Source organism: Ideonella livida, assembly GCF_010499455.1.
In the GTDB taxonomy this organism is placed as follows: Bacteria; Pseudomonadota; Gammaproteobacteria; order Burkholderiales; family Burkholderiaceae_C; genus Ideonella; species Ideonella livida.
Genome location: NZ_JAAGOH010000013.1, coordinates 111,293 through 123,559, shown reverse-complemented (window position 1 = coordinate 123,559; position 12,267 = coordinate 111,293). Strand labels below are relative to the sequence as shown.

Annotated in this window: 12 protein-coding genes; 5 read left to right on the top strand and 7 right to left on the bottom strand. The window is 72.2% G+C overall.

The window, feature by feature from the left end:
* Positions 1-156: 156 nt before the first annotated feature.
* From G3A44_RS12415 to G3A44_RS12395, 5 genes are all read left to right on the top strand, one after another.
* On the top strand, positions 157-2,247 hold the full coding sequence (locus G3A44_RS12415; protein ID WP_163457838.1) for a two-component system sensor histidine kinase NtrB: 2,091 nt from the start codon (positions 157-159) through the stop codon (positions 2,245-2,247).
* 87 nt (positions 2,248-2,334) lie between these two features.
* Positions 2,335-2,991: a response regulator transcription factor gene (locus tag G3A44_RS12410; protein WP_239061842.1), complete on the top strand. Its 657-nt coding sequence runs from the start codon at positions 2,335-2,337 to the stop codon at positions 2,989-2,991.
* Positions 2,992-3,019: 28 nt separating this feature from the next.
* Complete coding sequence (gene thiL / locus G3A44_RS12405; RefSeq protein WP_163457837.1) at positions 3,020-3,988, top strand: thiamine-phosphate kinase; 969 nt, start codon at positions 3,020-3,022, stop codon at positions 3,986-3,988.
* The gene (locus G3A44_RS12400) at positions 3,985-4,521 is read left to right on the top strand and encodes a phosphatidylglycerophosphatase A family protein (RefSeq protein ID WP_163457836.1); all 537 of its coding nucleotides are present in this window, start codon (positions 3,985-3,987) and stop codon (positions 4,519-4,521) included. The genes thiL and G3A44_RS12400 overlap by 4 nt, the downstream gene beginning before the upstream one ends.
* A complete protein-coding gene (locus G3A44_RS12395; protein ID WP_375138655.1) occupies positions 4,515-5,072 on the top strand; it encodes a CinA family protein in 558 nt (185 codons plus the stop codon). The genes G3A44_RS12400 and G3A44_RS12395 overlap by 7 nt, the downstream gene beginning before the upstream one ends.
* Positions 5,073-5,174: 102 nt before the next feature.
* Here the strand turns inward: G3A44_RS12395 and holA are convergent, their stop codons facing one another.
* The 7 genes from holA to G3A44_RS12360 form a co-directional block, all read right to left on the bottom strand.
* Positions 5,175-6,269, bottom strand: a complete 1,095-nt coding sequence (gene holA / locus G3A44_RS12390) for a DNA polymerase III subunit delta (protein WP_163457835.1) — start codon at positions 6,267-6,269, stop codon at positions 5,175-5,177.
* A gap of 16 nt (positions 6,270-6,285) precedes the next feature.
* Positions 6,286-6,816 (bottom strand): LPS-assembly lipoprotein LptE, encoded by a 531-nt coding sequence (locus tag G3A44_RS12385; protein ID WP_163457834.1) that lies wholly within the window; start codon positions 6,814-6,816, stop codon positions 6,286-6,288.
* A 7-nt stretch (positions 6,817-6,823) separates the two neighbouring features.
* Entirely contained in the window at positions 6,824-9,517 is a 2,694-nt protein-coding gene (gene leuS, locus G3A44_RS12380; protein WP_163457833.1) for a leucine--tRNA ligase, read from the bottom strand.
* An 84-nt stretch (positions 9,518-9,601) separates the two neighbouring features.
* Positions 9,602-10,054 carry an ExbD/TolR family protein gene (locus G3A44_RS12375; RefSeq protein WP_163457832.1) on the bottom strand — a complete coding sequence of 151 codons (453 nt, stop codon included), beginning with the start codon at positions 10,052-10,054 and terminating at the stop codon, positions 9,602-9,604.
* A gap of 22 nt (positions 10,055-10,076) precedes the next feature.
* Entirely contained in the window at positions 10,077-10,754 is a 678-nt protein-coding gene (locus G3A44_RS12370; RefSeq protein ID WP_163457831.1) for a MotA/TolQ/ExbB proton channel family protein, read from the bottom strand.
* A 51-nt stretch (positions 10,755-10,805) separates the two neighbouring features.
* Positions 10,806-11,627 (bottom strand): 4-hydroxy-tetrahydrodipicolinate reductase, encoded by an 822-nt coding sequence (dapB, locus tag G3A44_RS12365; protein ID WP_163457830.1) that lies wholly within the window; start codon positions 11,625-11,627, stop codon positions 10,806-10,808.
* Complete coding sequence (locus tag G3A44_RS12360; RefSeq protein WP_310734368.1) at positions 11,624-12,211, bottom strand: outer membrane protein assembly factor BamE; 588 nt, start codon at positions 12,209-12,211, stop codon at positions 11,624-11,626. The genes dapB and G3A44_RS12360 overlap by 4 nt, the downstream gene beginning before the upstream one ends.
* Between the last annotated feature and the right edge of the window lie 56 nt (positions 12,212-12,267).

Genomic DNA, 12,267 nt, shown 5'->3' with positions numbered 1-12,267 from the left:
GGAGCCGGGGCAAGCCACGGAGGCCACAGGGTTGCCGCGGCCGGGCCGCACCGGCGCCGGTGCGGCCTGTCGCCAGTGTGACGCCGTCGCGCCGGCCTGGCATGCGCGGAATTGCTTAGCGGAGCCGCCGGTGCGCGGCCGATACTGGCGCCGTCCATGGAACCTGTGCCTGCACCACCGCCCCAGGCGGCCCCCTTGTCTGCCGATCCTCCCCGTTCCCGCCGCGGCGGCCGTTGGTTGCTGTGGGGCGCGCTGGTCGGCCTGATCGTGGTGGCCCAGTCGGCGCTGGTGTGGCTGACGCTGAGCTACGAGGCCTCACGGGCGCAGGATCTGGCGGATTCGGCGGCGGCCACCGGTGCTTCGGAGATGCGCCGGCAGATGCAGCGCGCCCAGCAAAGCGTGCAGTCGCTGCTGTGGAGCGATCCGGGCCTGCCACAGTGGCGCTTTGATGCGCAGGAGATGATGCGCCAGCGCCGCGAGCTGCTGCGCCTGGAGCGCCGCGATGCCGGCCTGGCCCTGCAGCTGGGCATGGATTCGCCCCTGGGCGCGCCGCTGTTCAACGTGATCGCCCGCCGTGAGCTGGAGGTGGAGACGCTGGCGGCCTGCGCCAACGCCGTGCGTGGCGCCAGCCCGGTGTTCTCGCGTTCCTACTTTGTGCCGCAGAACGGCGGGCTGGGCCTGGAGGTGGTGGACTTGTGCGTGCCCGAGGCCCGCGCCGGCCAGGTGACCGGCGCCTTGGTGGCCACCTTCAGCCTGACCACGCTGCTGGAGGAGACGTTGCGCAATGCCGAGCTGCGCCGCCACGAGTTCTCTCTGGTGGAGGCCGATGGCACCCGGCTGGTGCGCTCGGGCGCGGCCCGCGGCGCCGGCGTCTACCACGCGACTCGACTGGTGGAGCTGCCGGGGCAGTCGCTGCAGCTGCGCGCCGATGCGGTGGAGGGCCGACCGGGCCTGATTCCCAACCTGGCCATCGCCCTGGTGCTGGGCATGTCCCTGGCCCTGCTGCTGGTGGTGGCCCTGTTGGCGCGCGACATGCGGCGCCGTGCGCAGGTGGAGCAGGCCCTGGCCGAGGCCCTGGCCCTGCGCCGGGCGATGGAGGATTCCCTGGTCACGGGCCTGCGGGCGCGTGACGTGCATGGCCGCATCACCTACGTCAACCCGGCCTTCTGCGACATGGTGGGCTACAGCGCCCCGGAGCTGGTGGGCTGCTGGCCGCCGCCCTACTGGCCGCCCGAGCAGGTGGAGGAATACACCCGCCGCCAGCAGGACCGGCTGAGCCGGGTCGACGACAGCCAGACCCAGCGCGAGGGCTTCGAGACCCAGTTCATGCGGCGCAGTGGCGAGCGCTTCCCGGTGATGATCTACGAGGCGCCGCTGTTTGACCGGGTGGGCCACCACGCGGGCTGGATGAGTGCGGTGCTGGACGTCTCGGCCGAGCGCCGCATGGAGGAGCTCTCGCGCCAGCAGCAGGAGCGGCTGCAGGCCAGCGCCCGCCTGGCCACCGTGGGCGAGATGGCCTCGCTGCTCAGCCATGAGCTCAATCAGCCCCTGGCGGCCATCGCCAGCTACGCCACCGGTTCGCTCAACCTGATGGCCGAGCCCGAACCCGACACCCTGGCCCTGGTGCGCCAGGCCATGGAGCGCATTGCCGAGCAGGCGGAGCGTGCCGGTCGGGTCATCAAGAGCGTGCACGGCTTCGTGCGGCGGCGCGAACAGGCCCGCGAGGTGGTGGGGGCCGACCAGCTGATCGAATCGGTGCTGCCGCTGGTGCGGCTGCAGGCGCGCAAGAGCGGCGCCCGCATCGAGGTGCGCATCCCCCGCCCGGTGCCCCGGGTGGTGGCCGACCGCACCATGGTCGAGCAGGTGCTGCTCAACCTCACCCGCAACGGCATCCAGGCCATGGAGACGACCACCCCGTTGGCGAGGCGGGTGCTGGTGCTGGAGGTCAGCCAGGCCCATCCGCGCTGGGTGCGTTTTGCGGTGATCGATGCCGGGCAGGGCATTGCCCCGGAGGTGGCCGCCAAGCTGTTCACGCCCTTCTTCACCACCCGCAGCGAAGGCATGGGCCTGGGCCTGAGCCTGTGCCGCACCGTCATCGAGCAGCACGGCGGGGCGCTGGACCATGGCCTGCCCGAGTCCGTGCCCGGGGTCGAGCCCGATCCCGCCTGCCCCGGGACTGAATTCCGGTTTACCCTTCCAGCCCCGGAGCCCGTGCGCCGACCTGGCGCGCCGGGCTCCGTCGCCTGACGGACCCTGCCGCCGGGGCCCCTCCGTGGGCCCTGGCGCCGCTGTGTGGTCCGCCGCTCTTCTTCCAGCCTCCGCTTTGCCGCCGCCATGACCGCCCACTCCCAACATTTCGGCCTGCCCATGGTCTACCTGGTGGACGACGAGGACGTGGTGCGCGACGCCCTGGCCTGGCTGCTGCGTTCGCGCCGCCTGCTCTCCGAAGGCTTTGCCAGTGCCGAGGCCTTCGAGCAGATGCTGGCCAGCCGCTGGGCGCCGGGCGAGCAGCGCTGGCCCACCGCCCCGAGCTGCCTGTTGCTGGATGTGCGCATGCCCGGGCAGAGCGGGCTGGCCCTGTTCGAGACCCTGGTCGAGCGCGGCTTGCAGACCCTCATGCCGGTGATCTTCCTCACCGGCCATGGCGATGTGCCCACCGCCGTGGCGGCCGTCAAGCGCGGCGCCTTCGACTTTGTGGAGAAGCCCTTCTCCGACAACGCCTTGGTGGACCGCGTGTTGCTGGCCCTGCAGCGCAGCGAGGAGGCCCTGCAGGCCCGCGCCGGGCGCCAGGAGGTGCAACGCGCCCTGGACGAGCTCACCGAGCGCGAGCGCGACGTGATGCGCCTGGTGGTCGAGGGCAAGCCCAACAAGTTGATTGCCGATGCGCTCGACATCAGCGTGCGCACGGTGGAGGTCCACCGCGCCCGCGTGTTCGAGAAGATGAACGTCCGCTCCGCCGTGGAGCTGGCCAACCTGCTGCGCGCCGGCTGAACGGCGCCACAAGGACAAGGACCCCCCCATGGGTGAATTCGACCTGATCGACCGCTACTTCAAGCGCCCGGCCCGCCGCGTGGCCCTGGGCGTGGGAGACGACTGCGCCTTGCTGGCGCCGGGGCCCGGCATGCAGCTGGCCGTGTCCACCGACATGCTGGTGGAGGGGCGGCATTTCCTGTCCACCGTGGACCCGGCGCGCCTGGGCCACAAGGCCCTGGCCGTCAACCTCTCCGACCTGGCCGCCTGCGGTGCCCGCCCCCTGGCCTTCTTGCTCACGCTGACCCTGCCCCAGGCCAATGCCGCCTTCCTGGGTGCCTTTGCCCAGGGGCTGTGGGCCTTGGCCGACGCCCACGACATCGACCTGGTGGGCGGGGACACCACCAGCGGCCCGCTCAGTGTGGGCGTCACGGTGATGGGCGAGGTGCCCACCGGCCTGGCCCTGCTGCGCTCCGGGGCGCAGGTGGGCGACGAGCTCTGGGTCAGCGGACACCTGGGCGAGGCGCGGCTGGCGCTGGAGGCCTTCCGCGGCCGCTTGTCGCTGCCGGAGTCGGGCTTTGCCGCCGCTCGCCGGGCCTTGGAGTTGCCGGAGCCGCGCGTGGCCCTGGGCCAGGCGCTGCGGGGCTTGGCCACCTCGGCCATTGACCTGTCCGACGGCCTGCTGGGCGATCTGGGCCATGTGCTCACCCTGTCCGACGTGGGGGCGGTGGTGGAGCTGGGGCGCCTGCCGCGCTCGCCGCTGATGTCGGTGCAGACCGCCCCGGTGCAGCGCCAGTGCCTGCTGGCCGGTGGCGATGACTACGAGCTGCTCTTCACCGCCGCGCCGCAACGCGCCGAGGCCGTCAGCGCCGTGGGCCGCACCCTGGGCCTGCGCCTGACCCGCATCGGCCGCATCACTGGCGCCGACCAGGGGCTGCAGGTGCTGGACGACGCGGGCCGGCCCATCGACCAGGGCGACTTCACCGGTTTTGACCACTTCAAGCGGGGCGTGGCGTGAACGCGTCGGCGCCCAGCCGGCCCCACTGGCGCCTGCTGCTGGCCTCCCCGCTGCACTGGGTCAGCCTGGGTGGGGGCAGCGGCCTGAGCCCGGTGGCGCCGGGCACGGTGGGCACGCTCTGGGCCTGGGTGGTCTTTGCGATCCTGGACCCTTGGGTGGGCCCATGGGCCGGCGGGTGGGGCTGGGGCGTGGTGCTGGCCGTGGGCCTGGCGCTGGGCTGGTGGGCCTGCACCCGCACCGCCCAGGCCCTGGGTACCGGCGACCCCGGGGCCATCGTCTGGGACGAGGTCCTGGCCATGTGGCTGATCCTGTGGATCATCGCCCCGGCGGGCTGGGGCCTGCAGCTGGGGGCCTTCGCCCTGTTCCGGTTCTTTGACGCGGCCAAGCCGGGCCCCGTGCGCTGGGCCGACCAGCGTTTCAAGGGCCGGCCGGGCCAGGCGCCCGGCTGGACCCAGGGCGCGGGCATCCTGCTGGATGACCTGGTGGCCGCCTTCTGCACCCTGCTGGTGCTGGCCTTGTGGGTGCGCTGGTGAGCACCGCCCAGCCTGAGGCCGCCGCCGGGGCCTGGCGCCTGCTGGACCCCGAGGCCCTGGGCGCGACTGCCGCGCTGGACCGGCTGGCCCAGGCGCTGCGCGCCCGTGGCGGGCGGCTGGCCACGGCCGAGAGCTGCACCGGGGGGCTGATCGCCGCGCTGTGCACCGCGGTGGCCGGCTCCAGCGACTGGTTTGACCGGGGCTTCGTCACTTACAGCAACGAGGCCAAGCAGGACCTGCTGGGCGTGCCCGCCGCGCTGCTGCAGGCCCACGGCGCGGTCAGCGAGCCGGTGGCCCTGGCCATGGCCGAGGGCGTCCTGGCCCGCTGCCCGGCCGAGGTGGCGCTGGCGGTGACCGGCATCGCCGGCCCCGGTGGTGCGGTGCCGGGCAAGCCGGTGGGCACCGTCTGGCTGGCCTGGGCGCTGCGCGGGCAGCCGGCGCAGGCCCGGCGGCTGGACCTGCCGGGGGACCGCACGGCGGTCCGCTCGGCCACTGTGCAGCTGGCGCTGCAGGTGCTGGGGGCGCTGCTGGAGTCGGCAGCGGCGCCTTGAGCCGGCGGAGCGCCTGCGGCGGCGCTGGCGGCCTCCACCCCGTCGGGCCAGGCGCGCCAGCCGCGGCCCTGCTCCTGCTGCCCGCCCTGCTGGAAGTAGGGCTCAGACTTGCAGGGTCAGGGGGGTGGGGGCAGGGCCCCGGCCCGGGCGGGCCAGGGTGACGGCGTCCAGCATCATCAGCACCAGCCGGCGCAGGCCATCGTGCGGGTCTTGGGGCCAATCGGGAAACCGCAGGCCCTTGAGGCTGCCGTCGCACTGCGAGGCGGCGCGCAGCAGGCCCTGCAGACGGTGCTCGTCCAGGGCGGGCAAGAGCCGCTCGAAGGCCCGCTCGCGCTCGCCCCATACCCGGGCCTCGCGCAGCGCCACCGGCATGGGCTGGCCGGCGGCCAGCACGTCCGCACAGCGCTTGAGGGCCCGGACATCCTCGGCCAGCGTCCAGTGGATGAGCACCGGCGCCTCACCCTCGGCCAGCAGGCCGTCGAGCACACGCAGCGCCCGGCCGGCGGCGCCGGCCAGCACCGCGGCGCTGAGCTGGGGCACGGAATAGCGCGCCACGTTCAGCACGGCGGCCTCGATCTGGGCAAAGCTCAGCTCGCCCGCAGGGTGCAGCAGGGCGAGTTTCTGCAGCTCCTGGTGGGCGGCCAGCAGATGGCCCTCCACCCGGTCGGCGAAGAAGGCCAGGGCGTGCTGCCCCTCCTCCCCCGCGGGCAGGCGCTGGCCCTGGGCCGCCAGGCGTTGGGCGATCCAGGCGGGCAGCTGGTGGCGCTCCACCGGGTCCACCCGCACGGCCACGCCGGCGCGCTCCAGGGCGGTGAACCAGGCGCTCTGCTGCTGCTGGCGGTCCAGCCGCGGCAGGTGCAGCAGCACCAGCACCTCGGCGTCCAGCCGCTCGGCCAGGGCCTGCAGCGCCGCCCCGCCTTCCTTGCCGGGCTTACCCGAGGGGATGCGGATCTCCATGAGCAGCCGGTCGCCGAACAGGCCCATCGACTGGGCGGCGCCCAGCAGGCTGCTCCAGTCGAAGTGGGCCCCGCTGACGGTGAAGACCTGGCGGTCGGTGTAGCCGGCCTGCCGGCCCGCAGCGCGCAGCAGGTCACCGGCTTCCTGCGCCAGCAGCGGCTCGTCGCCGTGGATCAGGTACAGGCCCTTGAGCCCCTGGCGCTGCAGGTGGGGGGCCAGCTGGTCGGCGCGCAGTTGCATGGTGGGGGCGTCCTGTTCAGGCGGGGGCGGAGGCCGCGGCCGGGCGAGCCGCCACGGTGGCCATGACGCGCAGCAGCTGGCCGGCGATCTCGTGGCGCATCTCCCGCAGCAGCTGCGCCTCCTCTTGGGACTTGGCCAGCGCGCTGTCTTCGGTGTAGCTCAGGCTGCGGGTCTGGCTCAGGGTGGTCTCTTCCACCAGCACCTCCTGGCCAGGCCGGCTGAGGCGGTAGCGCAGGGTGGTGGTGAGGGTGAGCTCCCGCACCTGGCCACTGGCGGTGGTGGCGGCCACGGTGCGGGTGAAGCGGTCTTCGAGCGCCGTCACCAGCAGCTGGGCCTGCGCGGGCCCCACCACCTGCACCCGCTCGGGCAGGCTGCGCCGCAGGGCCTCGGCCATGGGCGAGCGGGGCGTGAAACCGGCCAGCGCGATACGCGAGAAGCCCGGGTCGACCGGCCCGCGCAGCTGAAAGCCGCAGGCGCCCAGCAGCGCCGCCGCCAGGCCCAGCAGCAGCCCGGCGCCCAGGCGGCGGGAGAGCAGGGAGGCGGACATGCCCCGCTCAGACCACCACGTTGACCAGGCGGCCCGGCACCACGACCACCTTCTTGGGCGGCTTGCCCTCGGTGAACTTGGCCAGTTCCGGGTCGACCAGCAGGGCGATGGCGGCGGCCTCGATCGCGGCCTTGTCGGCCTGGGCCGGCACCTTGACGGCGCCGCGCAGCTTGCCGTTAATCTGCAGCACCAGCTCGATCTCGTCCTGCACCAGCGCGGCCTCGTCCACGGCGGGCCAGGGCGCGTCCAGCAGGTCACCCAGCGCGGCGGCGTAGCCCAGCTCGGCCCACAGGCCGTGGGTGATGTGCGGGCAGGCGGGGTACAGGGCGCGCAGCAGCACCGAATAGCCTTCGCGCAGCACGGCAGCGTCACCGGCGGCCGTGGCGGCGTCGGCGCCGGCCTTGAAGCCCTCCAGCGCGTTGAGCAGCTTCATGCAGCCCGAGACCACGGTGTTGTACTGCATGCGCTCGTAGTCCGACGTCACCTGGCGCAGCACCAGATGCACCTCGCGGCGCAGCGCCTTGGCCGGGGCCGACAGGGCGGAGAAGTCGCCGCCGCCGGCCTGCAGGGTGGCGGCGTTCTTGCTGGCGAAGCCCCAGACGCGCTTGAGGAAGCGGTGCGCGCCCTCCACGGCGGCGTCGTTCCACTCCAGGGTCTGCTCGGGCGGGCTGGCGAACATCACGAACAGGCGCGCGGTGTCGGCGCCGTAGGTGTTGATCAACTCCTGCGGGTCGATGCCGTTGTTCTTCGACTTGGACATCGTGCCGATGCCCTGGTAGTCGATGGCGGTGCCCGCCGGCAGCTCGCCCTTGGCTTCCTTGAGCCGGGCACCCGTGATCTTGCCGGCGTCGTCGAAGGTGTGTTCCACCTCGTGCGGCCAGAAGTACTCGATGCCGCCCTTGTCGGTCTTGCGGCTGTAGATGTGGTTGAGCACCATGCCCTGGGTGAGCAGCTTCTTGAAGGGCTCGCTCACCGTGACCAGGCCCAGGTCACGCATCACCTTGGTCCAGAAACGGGCGTACAGCAGGTGCAGGATGGCGTGCTCGATGCCGCCGATGTACTGGTCCATGCCGCCACCCGCCATCCAGTACTGCGTGCCGCCGGCCACCATCGCCTCGGGGTTGGTGGGGTCGCAGTAGCGCATGTAGTACCAGGACGAATCGATGAAGGTGTCCATCGTGTCCGTCTCGCGCCGGGCCGGCTTGCCGCAGCAGGGGCAGGGCACGTTCAGGAAGCCCTCGCACTTGTTCAGCGGGTTGCCCGAGCCATCCGGAATCAGGTCTTCCGGCAGCACCACCGGCAGGTCCTTCTCCGGCACCGGCACGGCACCACAGCTGTCGCAGTGGATGATGGGGATCGGCGTGCCCCAGTAGCGCTGGCGGCTGATGCCCCAGTCGCGCAGGCGCCAGGTGGTCTTCTTCTCGCCCAGACCCTTGGCCGCGACGAGTTCAGCCACCTGGTCCACGGCGGCCTTGTGGCTCAGGCCGTCCAGCGCGCCGGAGTTGACGCACACGCACTTCTGCTTGTCGCCGTACCACTCGGCCCAGGCGTCGGGGCTGAAGGTCTCGCCTTCGACGGCGACGACCTGCTGGATCGACAGGCCGTACTTCTTGGCAAAGGCAAAGTCGCGCTCATCGTGCGCCGGCACGCCCATCACCGCGCCGTCGCCGTAGCTCATCAGCACGTAGTTGCCGATCCACACCTCAACCTGCGCACCGGTGAGCGGATGCGTGACGAACAGGCCGGTGGCCATGCCCTTCTTCTCTTGGGTGGCGAGTTCGGCCTCGGTGGTGCCGCCCTTCTTGCACTCTTCGATGAAGGCGGCGAGGTCCGGGCGGCTGGCCGCGGCGTGTGTGGCCAGCGGGTGCTCCGGCGCCACGGCGCAGAAGGTCACCCCCATGATGGTGTCAGCCCGGGTGGTGAAGACGTAGAGCTTGCCGCCCTGGATCAGCGCGCCGTCGGCGCCGGTGATCTCATGCGGGAAGGCGAAACGCACGCCGGCACTCTTGCCGATCCAGTTCTCCTGCATCAGGCGCACGCGCTCAGGCCAGCCGGCCAGGTAGTTCGGGTCCTCGGGGTTGGCCACCGCGCCCAGCAGCTCCTCGGCGTACTTGACGATGTTGAGGTAGTAGCCCGGGATCTCGCGCTTCTCCACCGGCGCGCCCGAGCGCCAGCCCTTGCCATCGATGACCTGTTCGTTGGCCAGCACGGTCTGGTCCACCGGGTCCCAGTTCACCACCTGGGTGCGGCGCTCGGCGATGCCGGCTTCCAGCATCTTCAGGAACAGCCACTGGTTCCACTTGTAGTAGGTCGGCTGGCAGGTGGCAACCTCACGGCTCCAGTCAATGGCCAGACCCATGGCCTGCATCTGGCCCTTCATGTAGGCGATGTTGGAGTAGGTCCACGCAGCCGGGGGCGTCTTGCCCTTCATGGCCGCGTTCTCCGCCGGCAGGCCGAAGGCGTCCCAGCCCATGGGCATGAGGACGTTGTAGCCCTTCATGCGCAGCTGGCGCGTCAGCATGTCGTTGATGGTGTAGTTGCGCACATGCCCCATGTGCAGTTTGCCGCTGGGGTAGGGCAGCATGGAGCAGGCGTAGAACTTCGGCTTGCTGGCGTCTTCGGTGACGCGGTAGGCATCGCGCGCGTTCCAGTGGGCTTGCGCGGCCGACTCCACCTCGGCGGGGGTGTACTTTTCGTTCATGTCAGGAATTGTAGAAGGGGGCTTCTGCCCGCGGCCGGGCAGCCGGCCACGGGCAGGCACGGCCGGTGCGCCCGGCCGCGGCGTTCAGCGTGGCGCCGCGGGGGCGGCGGTCGGGGTGTCGGTGGCGGCGCGGGTGGTGACGAAGCCGATCCGCGACAGGCCGGCCTCCTGCAGCAGGCCGATCAGCTCGGCGACCTGGCCGTAGGGCACCTTCTCGTCGGCGCGCAGGTGCACTTCGGCGGTGGGGTCCTGCCGGGCCCGCTGGCGGGCACTGTGCTGCAGGGACTCCCTCGAGACCGCGGCGTCCTCCAGGTAAAGCCGGCCCTGGGCGTCCAGGGCCACCGCCAGCGCCACTGGCGCCGCCCCGGCGGGCGCACCGCTGACCTTGGGCAGGTCGAGCTTGAGGCTGGAGGTCATCAGCGGCGCGGTGATGATGAAGATCACCAGCAGCACCAGCATCACGTCGATGAGCGGCGTCATGTTGATGTCGCTCATCGGGGAGCCTGCGCGGGAGCGGTCCAGTCGTCCGAAGGCCATGGTGTCGGGCGTGCCTTGCGGCTCAGGACAGGGTGCCGGCGTCGGCTTCGGCCACCGGATGGCCCAGCACCAGCTCGCGCAGGTCGTGGGCCAGGCCTTCGAGGTCCGCCTCCAGGGCCCCCAGCCACTTGCTGAAGAGGTTGTAGGCCAGCACCGCGGGGATGGCCACGGCCAGGCCGGCCGCGGTCATGATCAGCGCTTCGCCCACCGGTCCGGCCACGCGCTCAATGTTCAGGCTGCCGGCGGTGGCCATGCCCAGCAGGGCGTGGTAGATGCCCCACACCGTGCCGAACAGGCCGATGAACGGCGAGGTGGCCCCCACCGAGGCCAGCAGCACTTGGCCGGCCTGCAGCCGGCCCAGGCCGTCGTGCAGGGCGTCGCGCAGCCGGCGGGTGAGCTGGGCACCTCGGTCGGCCTGGCCCTGCAGCGAGGCGGGATTGGGTGTCTCGAAGGCCGCGGCCACCAGGCCGCCGGCGATGCCCTCCCGGTCCAGGGCGGCCAGGCGCTCGCGCCCAGCGTCCAGTCCGGGAGCTTCCCAGAACGCGCGCACGGCGCGCGGCAGGTCGCGCCGCACGCGGTGCAGCAGCCAGCCCCGCCACAACAGCGTGACCCAGGTGGTGACGGACAGGCCCAGCAGGACCAGGGCCACGGCGCGGCCGATCGTGTCGCTCTGCGCCCAGAAGTCGGCTAATCCACCCATGTCGCGGTCGGTCCCGTAGGCAAGGGGCGGCCCCTGGCAGGCCGCCGGAGGTCAGGAGGTCGGCAAGCCCAGCACGTCGTCCATGCCGTAGAGGCCGGGCGCGCGGCCGGCCAGGAAGCGGGCCGCCCGCAGGCTGCCCTGGGCATAGGTCACGCGGCTGGAGGACTTGTGGCTGATCTCGATGCGCTCGCCGGTGCCGGCGAACAGCACGGTGTGGTCGCCCACGATGTCGCCGCCGCGCACGGTGGCAAAGCCGATGGTGGACGGGTCGCGCTCGCCGGTGTGGCCCTCGCGGCCGTAGACGGCGCAGGCCTTGAGGTCGCGGCCCAGGGCCGCCGCCACCGTCTCACCCATGGCCAGCGCGGTGCCGCTGGGCGCGTCCACCTTGTGGCGGTGGTGGGCTTCGATGATCTCGATGTCGTAGCCCTCGGCCAGCGCGCGTGCGGCCATGTCCAGCAGGCGCAGCACCACGTTGACGCCCACGCTCATGTTGGGGGCCATGACGATGCCGATGTCGCGGGCGCCTTCGGCCAGCTCGGCCTTCTGCGCCTCGTTGAAGCCGGTGGTGCCGATGACCATGGCCACGCCGTGGCGGCGGCAGGCCACCAGGTGGTCCAGCGTGCCTTCAGGGCGGGTGAAGTCGATCAGCACCTGGGCCTGGGCCAAGCCCGTGTCTAGGTCGTCGCTGATGGCCACGCCGCAGGTCTTGCCCAGCCAGGCGGTGGCGTCGGCGCCCAGGGCAGGCGAATCCGGCCGATCGAGTGCGCCAGCCAGCACGCAGTCGGCGGACTGGGTCACGGCTTCGATCAGCATGCGGCCCATGCGGCCGCTGGCGCCGGCGATGGCGATGCGCAGAGGAGTGGCGGAGGTCACTGAGGTTCCAGAGGGGGGTAGCGTCGGGTGGGAAAGGCCGGGGCGGCCGGTGCCGAGGCGGCCACCGGGGCCACGCGCGGCAGCGCGGCCCGTTCGGCCTCGGTCAGGCTGAGCTTGGGTGGCACGGCCTCCGGCTTGCCCTGGGGGGCGATGGAGGCGACGAATTCGCGCTCGCTGGGCACTTCGGGGGCGTCGACCTGTCGGACCACGTCGCCCTCGAACCACACGACCAGGCTGCGCTGCTGCACCACCACGCCATTGCGCCTCAGGGTGAACACGTAGTCCCAGCGCTGGGCATGGAACACGTCGGTCAGCAGGGGGGAACCCAACAGTTCACGCACCTCGTCGCGGCTGCGTCCGGGCTTGACCTGGGCCAGCTGCTCACGGGTGATCACATTGCCCTGCACCACATCGGCCTTGTAGGGCGGCAGCACCAGGGTGATGACGGCAAGGGCCGAGTCCGACAGGGTGTTGCAACCGGCCAGCGGCAGGCAGGCCAGCAGTGCGGCCACCACCGCCCGGGGGCGGGCGCGGCGTGCCGGACGGGGGGATGAGGGGGTCAGGCGCAGCAAGACGTGGGACACGCGGCGGAGGGGGGCTGGGCGGACGGGCCGCAGGGGCATGACCCCGGCGGGCAGCA

Bases quoted from the DNA above. Each gene is read 5' to 3' on its own strand.
- G3A44_RS12375 (WP_163457832.1), bottom strand. From the start codon at position 10,054: ATGGCCTTCGGACGACTGGACCGCTCCCGCGCAGGCTCCCCGATGAGC.
- G3A44_RS12415 (WP_163457838.1), top strand. From the start codon at position 157: ATGGAACCTGTGCCTGCACCACCGCCCCAGGCGGCCCCCTTGTCTGCC.
- G3A44_RS12410 (WP_239061842.1), top strand. From the start codon at position 2,335: ATGACCGCCCACTCCCAACATTTCGGCCTGCCCATGGTCTACCTGGTG.
- leuS (WP_163457833.1), bottom strand. From the start codon at position 9,517: ATGAACGAAAAGTACACCCCCGCCGAGGTGGAGTCGGCCGCGCAAGCC.
- thiL (WP_163457837.1), top strand. From the start codon at position 3,020: ATGGGTGAATTCGACCTGATCGACCGCTACTTCAAGCGCCCGGCCCGC.
- G3A44_RS12385 (WP_163457834.1), bottom strand. From the start codon at position 6,816: ATGTCCGCCTCCCTGCTCTCCCGCCGCCTGGGCGCCGGGCTGCTGCTG.
- holA (WP_163457835.1), bottom strand. From the start codon at position 6,269: ATGCAACTGCGCGCCGACCAGCTGGCCCCCCACCTGCAGCGCCAGGGG.
- G3A44_RS12370 (WP_163457831.1), bottom strand. From the start codon at position 10,754: ATGGGTGGATTAGCCGACTTCTGGGCGCAGAGCGACACGATCGGCCGC.